This is a genomic window from Devosia sp. SL43, from assembly GCF_021729885.1.
In the GTDB taxonomy this organism is placed as follows: domain Bacteria; phylum Pseudomonadota; class Alphaproteobacteria; order Rhizobiales; family Devosiaceae; genus Devosia.
Map to the genome: position 1 here is coordinate 3,088,980 of NZ_CP063401.1, position 16,972 is coordinate 3,105,951.

A 16,972-nucleotide genomic window follows, 5' to 3' on the forward strand; every position below is an offset into this window, starting at 1 on the left:
GTCCCGATAAAGTCCAGCCTGGGCAGTCCCATGAAACTCACCATCATCCAGACCGGCGACGTGCCCGTTGCGCTGCGCAGCCAGTTCGGGCCCTATCGGAAAATGTTCGAGACCATGTTCGACGGCACCGGGCAGGGCTTCTCCTACGACATGGTGGCCGTATCGGACGGCGAGCCCTTTCCCGATCCTGGTCAGCTCGAGGGTATCGTCATTACCGGCTCGGCGGCCGGCGTTTATGACGACCTGCCCTGGATGAACCCGCTGCGCGCCTTCATCCGCGATGCCTATGGCAAGCGTACGCCCATGCTGGGTGTCTGCTTTGGCCACCAGATCATGGGCGATGCGCTGGGTGGCGATGTGCGCAAGTCTGAGAAGGGCTGGGGCCTGGGCCGCCACACCTATGGCGTGAAGGGCCGGCCCGATTTCATGCGCAAAGCCCCGATCGAGCTGGCCGTCGCCTGTTCGCACCAGGATCAGGTCATCGTGCCGCCTGCCGAGGCCGACGTGATCCTGTCATCCGAATTCACGCCCAATGCGGGACTGGCCTATCGCAATGGCGCGGCGCTAAGCTTTCAGCCGCACCCAGAATTTGCCGACGACTATACGATTGCACTGGCCGAGTTAAGGCGTGGAAAAGCACCCGACGAAGTCGTGGACACTGCGCTGGCCTCGATTGCCAAGCCGTCGCATAGTGGCGACGTTGCTGGATATATCGGGCAGTTCTTCAGGGGGCGCTGACATGGCGGTGGCGGAAAAGCTCAGTGCGGTCGACGAATACCTCGACACGCTTCAGCACGCGCGCAAGTCTGATATCGAACGGTTGCGCCGCGTGATCCTCGACGCCGTTCCCGGTCTCGTCGAGCGCATCAAGTGGAACGCCCCGAGCTTCGGCCTGGGCGATGATGATCGCATCACCATGCGCATCCATCCCGGCGATCGGCTGCAGCTGATCCTGCATCGGGGCGCCAAGGCTGCGGCCGATGATTTCTTCCGCTTCGAGGATCCCGACAAGCTGCTGAGCTGGGCCGCACCCGATCGTGGGGTGGTGACGTTCAGGGATGCCGACGATCTCGACGCCAAGGCTGCGCCATTGTGTGATGTGCTGCGGCGCTGGGTGGCCTGTACGACGCGGTAAGGGGCTCAGCTCTCCAGCAGCATTGCGATTTCGGTGCGCAGCTCGCGCAGGCCTTCGCCCTTGAGCGATGAGGTCAGGATCACGTGCGGATGCGCAGCCGGACGCTTTGCGATCGCAGCCTTGGTGGCCGCGATGACCTTGGTCAGGTCTTCGGCCGACGGCTTGTCGGACTTGGTCAGGACGACCTGGTAGCTCACGGCGGACTTGTCGAGCTCGTTCATGACGGTGAGGTCATTGTCCTTGGGGCCGTGGCGGCCATCGACCAGCACATAGACGCGGCGCAGGGTGGCGCGGCCGGTGAGATACTGATGGATCAGCTTGGTCCACTGCCGCACCTTGTCCTCGGGCGCCTTGGCATAGCCATAGCCAGGCATATCGACGATGCGGAGTGGCTCGCTCTGGCTCTCGAAGATGTTGAGCTCCTGCGTCCGGCCAGGCGTGTTCGAGGTTCGGGCGAGGGCCGAAGTGCCGCAAAGCGCGTTGATCAGGCTCGATTTACCCACATTGGAACGACCGGCAAAGGAAATCTCAACGCGGTCCATCGGCGGCAGGTCCGCGATGCGCACGCAGCCTTTGACGAACAGGAACGGCCGCGCAAACATCAGGCGGCCGCGCTCGATCATGTCGGGGGCGTAATCGATCTCGCTCATGGTAGTGCTCGCTTCAAAAGATAAGCCCGCCGGTTGGTTCCGGCGGGCAGTAGCATTTCTCGCCGATGAAAGCGATTACGACTTGGTCGGCTCGGCCGCCTTGGGCTTGCGCTTGAAGCTGTCCATGATGTTGCCGAACAGGTTCACCTCGGCGCCATGGCGCTTCATGATGAAATACTGCTGGGTGACCGACAGCGTGTTGTTCCAGGCCCAGTAGATCACCAGACCCGCCGGGAAGGTGCCCAGCATGAAGGTAAAGATGATGGGCATCCAGTTGAAGATCATCGCCTGGGTCGGATCCGGCGGCGGCGGGTTGAGCTTCATCTGCACCCACATGGTGATGCCCATGATGACAGGCCACACGCCAAGGTGGAGGAAGCTGCCGATGACCGGCAGGGCGGTCGGCGTCCACGGGATCAGGCCGAACAGCGTGAAGATATTGGTCGGATCGGGCGCTGCCAGATCCTGGATCCAGCCGAAGAACGGCGCATGGCGCATATCGAGGCTGATGAAGATAACGGTATAGAGCGCAAAGAAGACCGGGATCTGGATCAGGATCGGCCAGCATCCGGAGAGCGGGTTGATCTTCTCTTTCTTGTAGAGCTCCATCATCGCCTGCTGCTGGGCAGGCCGATCGTCCTTGAGACGCTCCTGGATCGACTTCATTTCCGGCTGCACGCGGCGCATCGCAGCCATCGAGGCATAGGAACGGTTGGCCAGCGGGAAGAAGATCGCCTTGACGATGACGGTCACGGCCAAGACTGCGAGGCCGAAATTTCCGATGATGCCGTTGAGGAATGTCAGCAGGTAGTACATCGGCTTGGTGATGAAGCTCAGCCAGCCCCAATCAATCAGCAGCTCGATACGATCGAAGCCATACTGGTTCTGGTAGGCCGTGATGACGGCTTCTTCCTTGGCGCCGGCAAACAGATAGCTCTCGCGCTCGGCGGTGGCGCCGGCGGCGACAACGAGCGGCGCCGTTTCGACATAGGAGGTCTGGTAGTCGTCATAGCCTGCCGTATTGGCCCAGCTGAAGCGCGCATTGAGCGCGGTGCCGGCGGGCGGCATGACGGCCGTGGCCCAGTATTTGTCCGAGAAGCCGAGCCAGCCCGAAGTGTTCTCGTAGGTGGCCTGGCCTTCCTTCTGCAGGTCGGCATACTTCTTGGAGACGAGGTTATTCGACCCCAGCACGCCATGCGGGCCTTCATGCTGGATGAAGAAATTGGCGACATGGGGCGTGTTGTAGCGGATGACGCGCGCATAGGGATAAAGCGCGACATCGCCGCCGGTCTGGTTCTCGATCGTCTGCTTGATCGTGAACAGATAATGCTCGTCGACCGAAATGGTGCGGCGGAAAGTAAGGCCCGCGCCATTGTCCCAGACCAGGGTCACCGGCGTGGTCGCTGTCAGTGCGGCATTGCCGCCTTCTACTGCCCAGACCGTCTGCGCGGTCGGCACGGCGATCTGGTTGCCCGATACCGGTACCCAGCCTTCTTCGGCGAAGTAGGAGTTGGCGACGCCGGCCGGCGTCAGCAGCGTGATGATCGGCGATTCCGGATCGACCGTCTCGCGATACTGCTTGAGACGCAGATCGTCGATGCGGGCACCGGTCAGGTTGATCGAGCCCTCGAGGTCCTCGGTATTGATGGAGACGCGGCTCGTCGCGGCAATTGCTTCATCGCGTGTGGCAAAGGTCTGGCCAGTGGCGGCAGCTGGCGTCGCGGCAGCCTCGCCAGCGGTGGCGGGCGTCGTCGGTGTCGCCAGCGCCGCATCGGCGGCCGCCTGCTGCTCGGCAGCGATCTGGGCCTGCTGCTGGGCCCGTTCCATCTGCGGTCCCGCCACGAAGAACTGCCAGCCGAACAGCACGATCATGCTGAGCACGATGGCCAGGATGATGTTGCGATTGTTTTCCATTATCTCGTTTTCCGTGGGCCGCGGCCGGAAGCATTGCGCTGATCGGCTGATCGGGTTGCGTGCACCTTGGTGATCAACGCGCCTAGATCGGCAACCAGCTTGGTAAAGGGTTCTGTCAGCGCTTCGCGCCGTCCGACCAGCACATAGTCATGAGCGGGGACAAAGTCACGCGAACATGCTGTCACAGCCGCGCGAAGGCGACGCTTTATGCGGTTGCGCTCGGGGGAATTGCCCGTCTTCTTGGTGACGGTAAAGCCAATGCCCGCTTCCGGCGCATCAGCTGCGGCGATAGCCTGCAGCCCAAACGCAGAACGCCCGGCGCGATTGCCCCGGGCGGCCCGTTGAAACTGGCTCCGCTTGGTCAGCCGGCGCAGCGCGCCAGGCTTGCTCTCCATGGCCGTCATACGGCCAGGCGGCCTTAGGCCGTGAGCTTCTTGCGGCCGTCGCGGCGGCGCTTGTTGATGATCGCACGACCGTCCTTGGTGGCCATACGGGCACGGAAACCGTGACGGCGGGCACGCACGAGCTGGGACGGCTGGTAAGTACGCTTCATGACATCAAACCGCGCCGGGCACGGTTCCTCTTATTTGGCTCTGCATCAGCAGGAATTTCAGACACACATCAAGCGCCAGGCGCCCACGGTGCGGGTTGGTGGGGTCTATAGGGAAAACTCGTGGCCAAGTCAACGCGCCAGACCAGATGTATGACTGTTGTTTTCGCGCGCATATCGCCCCATAAGTCCTGACAGTTGCATTTCGTGCCGTGGCGGTAATGGCGGACATACTCAAACCCGATCTGTGCGTCATCGGCGGCGGCGAACTCGGCATCGGCCTTGCCATCAAGGCGCGCCAGCGTGGTCTGGACGTGGTGCTGGTGGAACGCCGAAGCGGCGAGGCCGGCGATCCCCGGCAGGGCAGCCTGCATCGTGCCGCCTTCATGGCCAGCGCCGAACGCGCTCAGGCAATCCGCACCGCTGGAACCGTTGGCCTCGACACCGTCGAGCCCAAGCCCAATTTCCGCGCAATTGCCGAACACGCGGCTGCCACGGCCGACGCGGCCACGCCGCGCGATTCTGCCGAGCGTTTAGCGGCGCTTGGCGTCAACATCTTGGCTGGCGCCGCCAGCTTCAGCGATCGGCGTACGCTCAAGGTGGGCGATGCGGTGATCCGCGCCGGCCAGTTCGTGCTAGCCACCGGCGCCGCCCCAATCGTGCCCCCGCTGCCCGGGCTCGATCAAGTGCCCTATTTCACGGTTGATACGATCCTCTCCAACGTCCGCAAGCTCAGCCACTTGGTGGTGATCGGTGGCGATGCGACGGCGCTCGAACTGGCCCAGGCCTACCGCCGTCTGGGATCCGGTGTCACCGTGGTGCCGCAGGGGCAATTGCTTGCCGGGTTCGATCCCGAGCCCGCCGCCATGCTGCTGCGGGCGCTGCGCGAGGAAGGCATCGACATCCGCGATGGGGCGGAAGTCACGGCCATCCTGCCGCGCAGCCAGGGTACGGGTGTCACCATCCGCACCGCTGATGGCGTCGAGGATGGGCTCGATGTCTCCCATATCCTAGTCGCACTCGGCCGCATGCCTGATCTCGACCCGGCTTTGCTCGACAAGGCTAAGCTCAAGCGTGTTCGTGTGCAGGCCGATCAGCTGCTGGTCGGGCCCAATTGCCAAACCTCCAATGGCCGCATCTGCGCCATAGGCGGTGCCGCAGGCGAAAGCCGTCCCCACCGCGCGGTGCGCCAGGCCGACATGCTGCTCGACCGCCTGACCATCAGTCCCGGCGCGCGCCTCGATCCGCTACGGGTGCCGCTGCAGGTGGCAACTGGGCCCGCTCTGGCGCAGATCGGCCTGGCCGAAACCGGCACGCCCCTGCGCCAGGGACAGATCGTGCTCCGCGCCGGCTTTGTCGAGAACGACGCTGCCCGCGCGCAGGGCGTGGCAACCGGCACCGCCAAGCTGATCGTCGCCCGCAATGGCACGATCCTGGGGTGCAGCGTGGTTGGGGCAGGGGCTGGCGAAGTGATCGCGCTCGTCGCCATGGCGATGGATCGTGGGCTGACGGCCGATGCACTGGCCGCACTGCCGCTGCCCGAGCCGAGCCTTTGCGCCATACTCGTCGACCTGGGGCGGCAGTTCCAGGCGCAGCGTCCGCCCTCCGCCTGGGCGAAGCGCCGCGCAGCCTTGCGCAAACTCCTGCCCTGATGCGACGGTCCGGGGCTTACGAACGGCCCGACTTTCCCTATAATGGCTTGAAATGACAGCCGAACGCAGCGTCTTGCCCAGCCGGTTCTCCGGCCTATCGATCAAGCTCATCGCCACCATCATCGCGGTGATCCTTCTGGTCGAGATCGTGATTTACCTGCCTTCGCTCGCCAATTTTCGCGCCAACTGGCTCGATGACCGCCTGCGGGTTGGTGTTGTCGCGGCGCGGGTACTTGATGCCGTGCCCGACGTCATGGCCTTGCCGCGCAACCTCACCGACCGCCTGCTGACCTCGGCCGGGGCCAATGCTATCGTCTATCGCCGCGAGGGGCAGAGCCAGTTGATTGAGCTGGCCAATCCGGTCACGCCTGACGTCGTCGTCACCGCCGACATGCGCCAGCGCGATTTGCCGACCTTGATCATGGGGGCGATGGATACGCTTTTCGCCGGACCTGGCCGCACCCTGCGTATCGTCGGCGAAGGCGATCTCGATGAGACGCTGGTCGAGCTCTTGATGCCCGAGCGACCGCTGCGGCAAGATATGCTGGACTATTCCCGCCAAGTGGTTGCCGTGTCGCTGGCCATTGCGGCGGTGACGGCCGTGGCGCTGTACTGGCTGGCCAGCTACCTGTTCATCCATCCAGTGCGGCGGATCACCCAGAACATGCTGGCCTTCCGCCAGGCGCCGGAAAACGGCAGCCTCATCATTGTCCCATCGGCTAGGCGCGACGAAATCGGCATTGCCGAGCGTGAGCTGGCCGCCATGGAGCAGGATATATTCTCTATGCTGCGGCAGCGCCGGCACCTTGCCGATCTGGGCCTGGCCGTGGCCAAGATCAACCACGACCTGCGCAACACGCTGACCTCTGCGCAACTGCTCTCCGACCAGGTGGCGACGCTCGACGATCCCAAGGTGCAGCGCCTGGCGCCCCGCCTCGTGACCACCCTGGACCGGGCCATCGGCTTTGCCCAATCGGTGCTCGACTATGGCCGCGAAACCGGCGTGCCGCCGGTATTGGTGCCAGCCGATATCAGGCCACTGGTCGAAGACGCCGCCTTCGATGCGCGCCTGGTGGGGCATCCCGTCATCGCCTTCAGCAACGGCGTGCCAGAAACCCTGGTGCTGGCGGTCGATGCCGGCCAGGTCGGCCGGCTGCTGCTCAACCTGCTCAAGAACGCCCGCGAGGCCCTTGAGGCCGCTGGTTCAGCTATTGCCGCGCCAGAGGTGACGGTAACGGTCACCCGAGCTGACGACGGCGTGACGTTTTCGGTAGCCGACAACGGGCTGGGCTTGCCGCCCCGGGCGCGGGAAAACCTCTTCGTCGCCTTCGAAGGCTCGGCCCGATCTGGCGGCACCGGCCTTGGCCTGGCCATCGCGCGCGAGATCGCCGAGGCGCATGGCGGCCGCCTGAGCTTTGTCGATCAGCCCATCGGCACGCGCTTTGATCTCTTCCTTCCGGCCACCCTGCGTGCATCGGCCTGAACCGACGAAAAACTGTCACCTGCGCGCTTGCCAAGCCCTGACCACCCATGTATGGGTTGCGCCGCTTCAGGCCGATGTGGCTCCGCCCACCGCCTGACAGTCGCCGTTCCAAACGGCCGTGCGCGCCCTTAGCTCAGCTGGATAGAGCACCAGACTACGAATCTGGGGGTCAGGAGTTCGAATCTCTTAGGGCGCGCCATTCCTGTATAAGACTACGAACACAGTTCAGTGAGAAGTTACCTGCCGCGCTCGGTTGAGTGGCGGGTATCCGCCTTCTGGAACGTCAGAGCGGCCCGCATGACTTATGACGGGCGGTAGCGCAATGCTTCGATCAGTCTTGAGAAGGCTGGCGAGGTCTGGCGCCGGCTGGGATAGTACAGGTGGTAGCCGTCGAAGGTGGGCATCCAGTCCTCCAGTACATGGATAAGCTGGCCCGCTTTGACATAAGGCGTGACGATGTCTTCCGGTACACAGGCGAGACCGGATCCAACCAGAGCCGCCGATAGAATGTGATTGCTGCTGCTGAACGAGAGTTGACCGTCTACCCGCACATTGAGGCGCCGACCGCCATGCTCGAACTCCCAGGCGTAATTGCCTCCGTAGGTGGGCAAACGCAGGTTTATGCAGACGTGTTCGGTCAGGTCTTGCGGGCTTGATGGCTGTTTCCGTCCCTCAAGGTAGCCGGGAGCGCCCACGATCGCCATGCGCCAATCCGGCCCGATCCGCACCGCGACCATGTCCTTTGCGAGCTGCTCGCCCAAGCGCACACCGGCGTCATATCGTTGGGCGACAATGTCGACGAAGCCGTTGTCGGCAATGATTTCAAGCCGGATGTCGGGGTAATCCTTGGCGAAATACTGCAGCCTTGGCCAGAGCACGGCATTGACGGCGTGCTCGCCGGCCGTCAGGCGGATGGTGCCGGCAGGCTTGTCCCTGAATTCGCTGACCCGCTCGAGCGCCGCGTCAACTTCCTGGAACCGCGGCTCCACCGTCGCGAGCAGGCGCTCCCCAGCATCGGTCGGCGACACGCTTCTGGTGCTCCGCGTGAGCAAGCGGACACCAAGGCGTCGTTCCAACCGGCTGAGGGCGTGGCTGAGGGCCGACTGGGACACACCAAGGCGCCCAGCCGCACGGGTAAAGCTGCGCTCCTGCGCAATGGTGATGAAGGCGATGAGATCGGCAACATTGTCGCGGTTCATTTCCGACACCTATCATGAATCTCATTCATAGCCCCAAGCAGAATGACCCAGCTAATCAGATGAGCTGAACGGGCTTACCTTATGCCTATGATCGACCAAAGAGGTTCGCGCATGACATCGGTACCAAATCTAGAGCTCAACAATGGCGTGCTGATTCCAGCCTTAGGCCTGGGCGTCTTCCAGACGCCACCGGCCGAGGCGACCGTAGCCGTCGCGGAGGCCCTGCGCGTCGGCTACCGGCACATCGATACCGCGGCCGCCTATGGCAACGAGCGCGAAGTGGGCGAAGGTATCCGGAGCTCGGGCGTGTCCCGCGACCAGGTTTTCATCGAAACCAAGATCTGGATCAACGACTACGGCTTTGACGAAACGCTGCACAGTTTTGAGAAGAGCACAAAGAAACTTGGCGTCGAGCAGCTCGATCTGCTGATCCTGCATCAGGCGCTGCCTTCGGCTTTTGACAAGACCCTCGGCGCCTATCGCGCCCTCGAACAGCTGCTGGCAGACGGTAAGGTGCGCGCCATTGGCGTCAGCAATTTCATGCCGGAGCATATCGAGCGCCTGCTGGCGGAAACAGAGGTCGTGCCCGCGGTCAATCAGATAGAGGTGCATCCCTATTTTCAGCAGGGCGCGTTGCAAAGGCTGCATCAGCAGCACGGCATCCTGACGCAGGCCTGGTCGCCGATCGGCGGGATCACCTTCTATCGCGGCAATGGCAAAAGCTCACTAGAAGACCCGGCGATCCAGGCCATCGCCCAGGCGCACGGCAAGTCCGCCGCGCAGGTCATGCTGCGCTGGGGACTCCAGCACGGTCGCTCGGTGATCCCAAAATCCGTCAAACCCGCCCGCATCGCCGAGAATTTCGATGTCTTCGACTTCGAACTGACCCCCGATGAAGTGGCAGCCATCGACGGACTGGAAACTGGTGTGCGCGGCGGACCGGAGCCCGATTTCATCACCCTCGACAATTTCAGTCGCCCAATTCCGGAAGCGTGAGGAGCGCCGACATGAAGAAGAGACAACTCGGCAGCACTGGGCTCGAAGTTTCCGCCATCGGCCTGGGCTGCATGGGCATCAGCCAGTCCTATGGCACCCCGCTGGAGACCCCGGTGGGGGTCAAACTCATCCGCGACGCTTTCGAGCGCGGCATCACCTTCTTCGACACCGCCGAAGTCTACGGCCCTTACAAGAACGAAGAAGTGGTCGGCGAAGCGCTCGAGCCCATCCGCAACCAGGTGGTGATCGCGACCAAATTCGGCTTTGACATCGATGGCGGCGGCGTCCCCGACAGCCGGCCTGAACGCATCCGCAAGGCCGTTGAAGGCTCGCTCAGGCGGCTGCGCACCGATCATATCGACCTGCTCTACCAGCACCGCGTCGACCGCAACACGCCCATGGAAGACGTCGCTGGCACCGTCAAGGAGCTGATTGCCGAGGGCAAGGTGAAGCATTTCGGCCTTTCCGAGGCCGGTGTCGCGAACATAAGGCGGGCGCACGCCGTGCAGCCGGTCACCGCGTTGCAGAGCGAGTACTCGCTAATGTGGCGCGAACCGGAGGACCAAATCCTGCCGGTACTCGAAGAGCTCGGCATTGGCTTTGTCCCGTTCAGCCCGCTCGGCAAGGGATTCTTGACCGGCACGATCGACACCAGCACGACGTTTTCGGAAAAGGACTTCCGCAATTCCGTGCCGCGGTTCGATGCGGAAAACCGCGCCGCCAACCAGGCGATCGTCGATACCCTCTCGCGCATCGCGGCGGACAAGCAGGTAACACCGGCGCAACTGGCTCTCGCCTGGGTTCTGGCGCAAAAGCCCTGGATCGCGCCCATACCTGGCACCACCAAGCTGCATAGGCTTGAGGAGAATATCGGTGCGGTCGAGGTTGAGCTTACTGACAGCGAGCTGTCCGAAATCGAGCACGCCGTGAGCGGAATCGAGATCATGGGTGACCGTTATTCCGCTCTCAACCAGGCACGAATCGACCGCTAGTGCTAGCTTTCACCCCGCACCCGCCGCCAAAGGGCCGTTGCAAGTCCAGTAGCCAGCCACTTCGATGACAATGACCGCAAACAATTCTGAGGCCTATCGAGGTGTCTGGCTGACCGTGCTGCTGAGCGCGCTGCTGGGCTTCGCCTCAATCTCCACCGATCTCTACCTGCCCGCCATGCCCAGCATGGGCGCAAGCCTTGGCGCGACGCAGGGCCAGCTCGAACTCACGGTGTCGGGCTATCTGCTCGGATTTGCCTTCGGGCAACTGTTCTGGGGCCCTGTCAGCGACAGGTTCGGACGCAAGCTGCCGCTCATGCTCGGCATTGCCATCTTTATTGCCGGCGCAGCCGGCTGCGCCCTGTCGGTGGACGCCGTCCAGTTGATCACCTGCCGCATCGTTCAGGCGCTTGGCGCCAGTGCCGGCGTGGTGCTGGGCCGGGCCATGGTGCGCGATCTGTTCCACAGGGACGAGGCGGCCCGAATGCTCTCAACACTGATGCTCATCATGAGCGTCGCGCCGATGTTGGGACCTTCGGTCGGTGCGCAGATCCTTGCCCTCTCGTCCTGGCACTACATTTTCTGGACCTTGGTCGCGATCGGAACGGTAACCTTGCTGGGTGTGGGGCGGACCGCTGAATCTCTCCCGAGTCCCGCTCGTTCCGGGGGAACGCTGGCCGAGGCCTTTGCGGCATACGGCCAGCACCTCCGGAACGCCAAGCTTATGGCTTATGCCGCCATCATGGCCTGCTTCGGCGCTGGCGTGTTCGCCTATGTCGCCGGCTCGTCCTTTGTCTTCATTGAGTATTACGGCCTGCCGCCCGCCAGCTATGGCTTGATATTTGCCTCGGGTATTGTCGGGATCATGTTGTCCAACACACTGAACCTGCGTTTCGTCGGTCGATTTGGTAGTGACCGCATGATGCTCATCGGGACGTCAGTCGCGGCTTTGGCGGCCCTCATTCTTCTTGTGGTGGTCGCCACGGGGTGGGGCGGATGGATCGGGCTGGCTGCGGCGCTGTTCGCGTATATCGGTATGAACGGACTGATCGGCGCCAACACCATTGCCGGCGGACTGTCCAGCGTCGATACGGGCACAGGTTCAGCGTCGGCCCTTCTTGGCTTCGCACAGTATGGCGGCGGGATGGTCGGCTCTGCGCTCGTGAGCACACTTGCGAACGGCACGCCCTGGCCCATGGCACTCATCATCTGTGTCAGCACATTGTGCGCGGGAACAATCACATGGGTGATGAATGGGCGACACTTTGCTCGGCTAGACAACCACTGAGAGGAACTGATCGATCCCCGCCTGGGCAACCTCGCGATCTTGTACAGGGGTGCCCGAGCTGACGCCAATGCCGCCAACCACCACCCCGTCAACTTCGACCGGCAGTCCGCCGCCGACCACCATGAGGCGTCCGCCGATCGCGCTGTTGATGCCATAGGCCGGACTGCCGGGTTGGCTTGCGATGCCATAGTCGTGCGTCGCGCGTCTTGCCCCAGCGGCCGTGAAGGCCTTGTCGATAGCGATGGTTATGCTTGTCGTCTTGCCGCCATCCATGCGTTCGAAGGCGATGAGATTGCCGCTCTCATCAGTGATGGCAATGCACATGGGCACGCCAATGGCGTCCGCCTTGCTACGTGCCCCCGCAAGCAGAATGCCTGCATCGGCGAGGTCCAGGCGTTTAAGCGTCAGCATTTGCGGTTTCCTCTTTGGATTTACCTGGCGGCGGCGGTGATGAAGGGTCGGCTCCGTAGGGCCATTGGGTTGCTCGGCGGCGTCAAACGCCAAGTCCAGCGTCGCTTCGCCGCGATACTCCGGTTGTATCGCGGCGCCATCGGGCGATAGTCGTGGTCTGGCCGGTTTCGATCGTCGCTTAGCGCTCAAATGCGCTGGCGAAGCGCCCCCGCGAGCGCTCGATGTGGTGGCGCATGGCTGCTTCTGCTGCACGCGAGTCGCGGGCAGCCAGCGCCTCGATAATCTGCTGGTGCTCCTGAATGGCGTCGGTGGTGACGCGGGCGTGATAAAAGAGCCTGAACAGGTGTACATGGGTGTGCAGGTTCGCCAGGGTCTCCTGCACAAGTTCATTGCCACTCGCATGGGCGATGAGGTCGTGAAAATCGCTGTCCAGTTGGGCAAAGCGGCCATAGGCCTCAACCTGCGGGCCCGCATCACCAGCCTGCATTTCAGCTGCCAGTTTGATGAGGGCGGTCAGCGCCTCTTCGGTCATGTTCAATGCGGCCCGACCGGCGGCGAACGGTTCGAGCAACAGTCGCAATTCATAGAGCTGATGGAGCCGAGCGTTGTCCATCTGGTTGGCGGCGCTGTAGCCGATGAGGTGAGCCTTGACCACCAGGCCCTGGGCCTCCAACCGCGACAATGCTTCGCGAATGGGGGTTTGCGAGACACCAAGTTCGCGCACCAGGCGATCGACCGAAATTCGGCCGCCGGGCGCAATCTGGCGCGACATCAACTGCTCATAGAGAGCGCTGTATACTTCATCGCCCAGCCGCGTGGGACGCTTGAGCTGGGTCGGTGCCACAGCTCGCTTATCGCTGATCACCAAAATCGTTGCTTCCATATCGGCTATTGACGCGCCCCACCGATAGCACCATAGTCCGCCCCGTTCAATCATATATCCGATCGGATTTGATATCTTGCCTGTTCTCGCCGCTCACCAGATTCGCCAGACTGCCGAGCGCGCCTTGGTCAATGCCGGCGTGCCTGTGCCCAGCGCAGCGGTCCAGGTCGACCTCTGGCTCGACGCCGAACTGCGCGGCGTGCCTTCGCACGGCTTGCTGCGACTCGAGCGCATTGTGCAGCGCATTGAGGCCGGATTGGCTGACCCGCACGCGACGGGCATTCATACCTGGCAGGGCACCGGCTATCTGACTGTCGATGGGCAGCAGGGGCTGGGCCCGATTGTTGCCAATTCCGCCCTGGCCCAGGTCCAGGACCGAGCTCGCCATTCGGGGATCGCCGTGGCTGCCATAACCAATTCGCAGCATATTGGGATGCTGGCCTGGTATGCCGAGCGGGTAGCCCGTGATGGTCAGGCCTCGATCGTGCTGTCGACCAGCGAGGCGCTGGTCCATCCCTGGGGCGGCCGCAAGGCGCTGGTCGGCACCAATCCCATAGCCATCGGCATACCCACCGGCGAGGCCGATCCATTCGTGATGGATACCGCCACCGGTGTCGTCTCGATGGGTGAAATCCATGATCGCGCCAATCGTGGACAGCCCATTCCCCTGGGGTGGGCGCTGGATGCAGACGGCAATGCCACGACCGATGCCGAGGCGGCCAAACGCGGTGCCATTGCGCCATTCGGTGAGGCCAAGGGCTATGCTCTGGGCCTGGCCTTCGAGCTGCTCGTGGCAAGCCTTTCGGGTGCAGCCCTGGGCACCGATGTCCATGGCACGCTCGATACCACGCGCGTCTGCAACAAGGGCGATGTGTTCATTGTCATCGACGGGCCGCGCGTAGCGGGGCTGTCAGCCTATCTCGACATCATCCGCTCCGCCGAGCCGGCCGCCGGGTTCGACGCGGTGCTGGTTCCGGGCGAGCGCGGCCGTGCCAATCGCGCCGCGCGGATGAGGGACGGTGTTGCCATCGCCGATACCGTCTGGGTGCGGCTTCAGCAGCTGGCCGATACTCCTCTCCAGCAGCAGGGCAGGTCATGACCGCTATTTTTGCCGCATCGCGCCTGCCGCGCAATCTGGTGTTCGGTGCCGGCCAGCGGGCCGCATTGGCCGGCTATGTGGCGCCACTGGGCAAGCGTGCGCTGTTGGTGACCGACGAACGAATGGCCGACAACGCCGAGTTCAGGGCCATGGTCGATCAACTGGGCCAGGCCGGCATCGCCGTGGATGTCTATGCGGGCACTCTTGCCGAACTGCCAGACTCCTGCATCCTCGAATGCCTTGATCACGGCATGCGCTTTGGCGCCGATGTTATCGTCGGCATTGGCGGAGGCAGCTGCCTGGACGCGGCCAAAGTGATCGCACTCTTGCTCAGCCATGGCGGAACGCCGTCCGACTATTATGGCGAGTTCAAGGTTCCAGGCCCAATTCTGCCGCTGGTGGCCGTGCCCACAACGGCCGGCACGGGATCGGAAGTCACACCCGTGGCCGTGATTTCCGATCCGGACCGGGCCGTCAAAGTCGGGATCGCCAGCCCTTACCTCATTCCGCATACCGCCATCTGTGATCCGGAACTGACCTATTCCTGTCCATCCGGACTGACCGCAGTGTCCGGTGCGGATGCGCTGACCCATGCGATCGAGGCCTTCACCACCTTGCGCCGGGCCGTCGATGCGAAAACCATCCATGAGCATGTCTTTGTCGGCAAGAACGCGCTTTCCGACCAGTTCGCGTTGCAGGCAATTCGGCTGATCTCGCGAAGCCTCAAGGCCGCCTACGACAATGGCGCAGACTATGCTGCCCGCGAGAGGCTGATGATGGGTGCGACCCTTGCCGGCCTGGCCTTCGGCACTGCCGGCACCGCAGCCGCCCATGCGGTGCAATATCCCGTCGGTGCGCTGACCCACACCCCGCATGGAGCGGGCGTCGCGGTGATGATGCCCTATGTCATGGAATTCAACCGCAACCATGCCGAGGCCGAGATGGCCGAGATCGCTGATGCCATGGGCGTGCCAAGTGCGGGCCTCGACCAGGCAGGCAAGGCCGGCGCAGCCATCGACGCTGTGGCCAGTCTGTTTGCGGCGGTAGGCATCCCCAGGACCTTGCGGGACCTCGGCCTGGGTGAAGACAATCTTGCCTGGACGGCGGAAGCGGCCCTGGGCGCCGTACGGCTCATCAAGAACAATCCGCGTCCGCTGGGGACTGCCACCATGGCGCAGCTCGTCAATGCCGCCTTTGTCGGCGATCGCGCCGCGTTGCGCGACACAGTCAGGGAACTATCATGAACAAGCACACATCCATTGCCGGGCTCAGCTTCGACCCGGCGAAGCTGCCATCGGATCTGTGGATCGATGGGCAATGGCGTCAAGGGTCTGCGAAAGGACGGATCGACGTGCTCGATCCTTCAACCGGCAAGACCATCATTTCGGTCGCCGATGCCAGCATCGAAGATGCCATGGACGCGGTTACAGCCGCCCACAAGGCTGGCCCCGGATGGGCAGCCACGGCACCGCGCCAGCGTGGCGAAATCCTGCGCCGCTGCTTCGAGCTGATGATCGCACGCCGCGATATGCTGGCCGAACTGATCAGCCTCGAAAATGGCAAATCGCTCAGCGACGCCAAAGGCGAAGTGACCTATGCCGCCGAGTTCTTCCGCTGGTTCTCCGAAGAGGCGGTTCGCCTCAATGGCGAGATCTATACGGCTCCCAGCGGGGCTAACAAGATCGTGGTGGAGCATCAGCCCATCGGCGTATCGGTGCTGATAACACCGTGGAATTTTCCGGCCGCCATGGCCACCCGCAAGATTGCCCCGGCACTGGCGGCCGGCTGCACGGTGGTGCTGAAGCCCGCTGCGGAAACGCCGCTCACGGCCTATGCACTGGCCGACATCTACCGTGAAGCTGGTGTTCCTGACGGCGTCGTCAACGTGCTTACCACATCGCGTTCAGGCGCCACGGTCAGCGCCATGCTGCATGACAGTCGCGTGCGCAAACTCTCCTTTACCGGCTCGACCGAGGTCGGGCGCAAGCTTCTGCACGAAGCCGCCGACACGGTCATTTCCTGCTCGATGGAGCTGGGGGGCAACGCGCCCTTTATCGTCTTCGATGACGCCGACCTGGAGGCGGCGCTCGATGGCGCCATGATTGCCAAGATGCGCAATGGCGGCGAAGCCTGTACAGCAGCCAATCGCTTCTACGTCCAGAACGGCATCCTCGAAGCCTTTTCTACCGGACTGGCCCGTCGTATGGCCGCGCTCCGGGTTGGTCCCGGCTATGATGTGCAGACCCAGTGCGGACCCCTGATCAACCAGGATGCGGTGGACCGTATCGGCGGACTGGTCGACGACGCGGTGGGGCAGGGCGCGACCGTGCTGACGGGCGGCAAGGCTTCTGGCGGCGACGGGTTCTATTTTCCCCCGACCGTCATCAGCAACGTGCCGGCCACGGCCACGATCAGCCGCGAGGAAATCTTTGGCCCTGTCGCTGCAATCACCAGCTTTGCCAGTGAGGACGACGCGGTGGCGGCTGCCAACGACACCGAATATGGGCTCATCGCCTATGTCTATACCCGCGACATCGGCCGCGGCATGCGCGTCTCCGAACGCCTCGAGAGCGGCATGATCGGTCTCAATCGCGGCCTGGTATCGGATCCGGCTGCCCCGTTCGGTGGTGTCAAACAGAGCGGGCTGGGCCGTGAGGGCGCCCATCACGGGATCATGGAATTCTGCGAGACGAAATACATCGCCGTGAGCTGGTAGCGCGCAT

Annotated in this window: 17 protein-coding genes and 1 tRNA gene; 11 read left to right on the forward strand and 7 right to left on the reverse strand. The window is 63.2% G+C overall.

The annotated features are described in order from the left end of the window. Positions 1 to 30 precede the first annotated feature (30 nt). A complete protein-coding gene (locus IM737_RS15210) occupies positions 31 to 738 on the forward strand; it encodes a glutamine amidotransferase-related protein (protein WP_236895218.1) in 708 nt (235 codons plus the stop codon). Between the two features lies 1 nt (position 739). Next, positions 740 to 1,135, forward strand: a complete 396-nt coding sequence (locus IM737_RS15215) for a DUF1801 domain-containing protein (RefSeq protein WP_236895219.1) — start codon at positions 740 to 742, stop codon at positions 1,133 to 1,135. Between the two features lie 5 nt (positions 1,136 to 1,140). On the opposite strand, the gene yihA is transcribed toward IM737_RS15215, so the two are convergent. The 4 genes from yihA to rpmH form a co-directional block, all read right to left on the reverse strand. Next, positions 1,141 to 1,785 carry a ribosome biogenesis GTP-binding protein YihA/YsxC gene (yihA, locus tag IM737_RS15220; RefSeq protein ID WP_236895221.1) on the reverse strand — a complete coding sequence of 215 codons (645 nt, stop codon included), beginning with the start codon at positions 1,783 to 1,785 and terminating at the stop codon, positions 1,141 to 1,143. A gap of 75 nt (positions 1,786 to 1,860) precedes the next feature. Next, the gene (gene yidC / locus IM737_RS15225) at positions 1,861 to 3,699 is read right to left on the reverse strand and encodes a membrane protein insertase YidC (RefSeq protein ID WP_236895223.1); all 1,839 of its coding nucleotides are present in this window, start codon (positions 3,697 to 3,699) and stop codon (positions 1,861 to 1,863) included. Continuing rightward, positions 3,699 to 4,094 (reverse strand): ribonuclease P protein component, encoded by a 396-nt coding sequence (gene rnpA / locus IM737_RS15230; protein ID WP_236895225.1) that lies wholly within the window; start codon positions 4,092 to 4,094, stop codon positions 3,699 to 3,701. Before rnpA ends, yidC begins: the two co-directional genes overlap by 1 nt. A gap of 23 nt (positions 4,095 to 4,117) precedes the next feature. Then, positions 4,118 to 4,252: a 50S ribosomal protein L34 gene (rpmH, locus tag IM737_RS15235; protein WP_046136922.1), complete on the reverse strand. Its 135-nt coding sequence runs from the start codon at positions 4,250 to 4,252 to the stop codon at positions 4,118 to 4,120. Positions 4,253 to 4,470: 218 nt separating this feature from the next. Here rpmH and IM737_RS15240 point away from each other — a divergent pair, with 218 nt between their 5' ends. From IM737_RS15240 to IM737_RS15250, 3 genes are all read left to right on the forward strand, one after another. After that, positions 4,471 to 5,901 (forward strand): FAD-dependent oxidoreductase, encoded by a 1,431-nt coding sequence (locus IM737_RS15240; RefSeq protein WP_236895227.1) that lies wholly within the window; start codon positions 4,471 to 4,473, stop codon positions 5,899 to 5,901. 52 nt (positions 5,902 to 5,953) lie between these two features. Further along, positions 5,954 to 7,384: a sensor histidine kinase gene (locus IM737_RS15245; protein WP_236895229.1), complete on the forward strand. Its 1,431-nt coding sequence runs from the start codon at positions 5,954 to 5,956 to the stop codon at positions 7,382 to 7,384. Between the two features lie 122 nt (positions 7,385 to 7,506). Further along, positions 7,507 to 7,583: transfer RNA gene (locus IM737_RS15250), tRNA-Arg, on the forward strand. A 103-nt stretch (positions 7,584 to 7,686) separates the two neighbouring features. On the opposite strand, the gene IM737_RS15255 is transcribed toward IM737_RS15250, so the two are convergent. After that, positions 7,687 to 8,583, reverse strand: coding sequence for a LysR family transcriptional regulator (locus IM737_RS15255; RefSeq protein ID WP_236895230.1), 897 nt, complete (start codon positions 8,581 to 8,583; stop codon positions 7,687 to 7,689). Positions 8,584 to 8,694: 111 nt separating this feature from the next. Between IM737_RS15255 and IM737_RS15260 the strand changes: the two genes are divergently transcribed. From IM737_RS15260 to IM737_RS15270, 3 genes are all read left to right on the forward strand, one after another. Beyond that, on the forward strand, positions 8,695 to 9,579 hold the full coding sequence (locus IM737_RS15260) for an aldo/keto reductase (protein ID WP_236895232.1): 885 nt from the start codon (positions 8,695 to 8,697) through the stop codon (positions 9,577 to 9,579). A gap of 11 nt (positions 9,580 to 9,590) precedes the next feature. After that, on the forward strand, positions 9,591 to 10,571 hold the full coding sequence (locus IM737_RS15265; protein WP_236895234.1) for an aldo/keto reductase: 981 nt from the start codon (positions 9,591 to 9,593) through the stop codon (positions 10,569 to 10,571). Between the two features lie 64 nt (positions 10,572 to 10,635). Further along, positions 10,636 to 11,856: a multidrug effflux MFS transporter gene (locus IM737_RS15270; RefSeq protein WP_236895236.1), complete on the forward strand. Its 1,221-nt coding sequence runs from the start codon at positions 10,636 to 10,638 to the stop codon at positions 11,854 to 11,856. On the opposite strand, the gene IM737_RS15275 is transcribed toward IM737_RS15270, so the two are convergent. Together IM737_RS15275 and IM737_RS15280 are read right to left on the reverse strand one after the other, a co-directional pair. Further along, entirely contained in the window at positions 11,842 to 12,267 is a 426-nt protein-coding gene (locus tag IM737_RS15275; protein WP_236895238.1) for a GlcG/HbpS family heme-binding protein, read from the reverse strand. The genes IM737_RS15270 and IM737_RS15275 overlap by 15 nt on opposite strands. A 178-nt stretch (positions 12,268 to 12,445) precedes the next feature. Continuing rightward, positions 12,446 to 13,150 carry a GntR family transcriptional regulator gene (locus IM737_RS15280; protein WP_236895240.1) on the reverse strand — a complete coding sequence of 235 codons (705 nt, stop codon included), beginning with the start codon at positions 13,148 to 13,150 and terminating at the stop codon, positions 12,446 to 12,448. Between the two features lie 76 nt (positions 13,151 to 13,226). Between IM737_RS15280 and IM737_RS15285 the strand changes: the two genes are divergently transcribed. Genes IM737_RS15285 through IM737_RS15295 form a run of 3 tightly spaced genes read left to right on the forward strand, consistent with a single transcriptional unit; the run spans position 13,227 to position 16,965 of the window. After that, positions 13,227 to 14,249: an Ldh family oxidoreductase gene (locus tag IM737_RS15285; protein ID WP_236895242.1), complete on the forward strand. Its 1,023-nt coding sequence runs from the start codon at positions 13,227 to 13,229 to the stop codon at positions 14,247 to 14,249. Further along, positions 14,246 to 15,493 carry an iron-containing alcohol dehydrogenase gene (locus tag IM737_RS15290; RefSeq protein WP_236895245.1) on the forward strand — a complete coding sequence of 416 codons (1,248 nt, stop codon included), beginning with the start codon at positions 14,246 to 14,248 and terminating at the stop codon, positions 15,491 to 15,493. Before IM737_RS15285 ends, IM737_RS15290 begins: the two co-directional genes overlap by 4 nt. Further along, positions 15,490 to 16,965, forward strand: a complete 1,476-nt coding sequence (locus IM737_RS15295; protein ID WP_236895247.1) for an NAD-dependent succinate-semialdehyde dehydrogenase — start codon at positions 15,490 to 15,492, stop codon at positions 16,963 to 16,965. The genes IM737_RS15290 and IM737_RS15295 overlap by 4 nt, the downstream gene beginning before the upstream one ends. Positions 16,966 to 16,972 lie beyond the last annotated feature (7 nt).

Bases quoted from the DNA above. Each gene is read 5' to 3' on its own strand.
- IM737_RS15255 (WP_236895230.1), bottom strand. From the start codon at position 8,583: ATGAACCGCGACAATGTTGCCGATCTCATCGCCTTCATCACCATTGCG.
- IM737_RS15210 (WP_236895218.1), top strand. From the start codon at position 31: ATGAAACTCACCATCATCCAGACCGGCGACGTGCCCGTTGCGCTGCGC.
- rnpA (WP_236895225.1), bottom strand. From the start codon at position 4,094: ATGGAGAGCAAGCCTGGCGCGCTGCGCCGGCTGACCAAGCGGAGCCAG.
- IM737_RS15265 (WP_236895234.1), top strand. From the start codon at position 9,591: ATGAAGAAGAGACAACTCGGCAGCACTGGGCTCGAAGTTTCCGCCATC.
- IM737_RS15260 (WP_236895232.1), top strand. From the start codon at position 8,695: ATGACATCGGTACCAAATCTAGAGCTCAACAATGGCGTGCTGATTCCA.
- IM737_RS15295 (WP_236895247.1), top strand. From the start codon at position 15,490: ATGAACAAGCACACATCCATTGCCGGGCTCAGCTTCGACCCGGCGAAG.
- IM737_RS15215 (WP_236895219.1), top strand. From the start codon at position 740: ATGGCGGTGGCGGAAAAGCTCAGTGCGGTCGACGAATACCTCGACACG.
- IM737_RS15245 (WP_236895229.1), top strand. From the start codon at position 5,954: ATGACAGCCGAACGCAGCGTCTTGCCCAGCCGGTTCTCCGGCCTATCG.
- IM737_RS15240 (WP_236895227.1), top strand. From the start codon at position 4,471: ATGGCGGACATACTCAAACCCGATCTGTGCGTCATCGGCGGCGGCGAA.
- yidC (WP_236895223.1), bottom strand. From the start codon at position 3,699: ATGGAAAACAATCGCAACATCATCCTGGCCATCGTGCTCAGCATGATC.
- IM737_RS15275 (WP_236895238.1), bottom strand. From the start codon at position 12,267: ATGCTGACGCTTAAACGCCTGGACCTCGCCGATGCAGGCATTCTGCTT.
- yihA (WP_236895221.1), bottom strand. From the start codon at position 1,785: ATGAGCGAGATCGATTACGCCCCCGACATGATCGAGCGCGGCCGCCTG.
- rpmH (WP_046136922.1), bottom strand. From the start codon at position 4,252: ATGAAGCGTACTTACCAGCCGTCCCAGCTCGTGCGTGCCCGCCGTCAC.
- IM737_RS15280 (WP_236895240.1), bottom strand. From the start codon at position 13,150: ATGGAAGCAACGATTTTGGTGATCAGCGATAAGCGAGCTGTGGCACCG.
- IM737_RS15290 (WP_236895245.1), top strand. From the start codon at position 14,246: ATGACCGCTATTTTTGCCGCATCGCGCCTGCCGCGCAATCTGGTGTTC.
- IM737_RS15270 (WP_236895236.1), top strand. From the start codon at position 10,636: ATGACAATGACCGCAAACAATTCTGAGGCCTATCGAGGTGTCTGGCTG.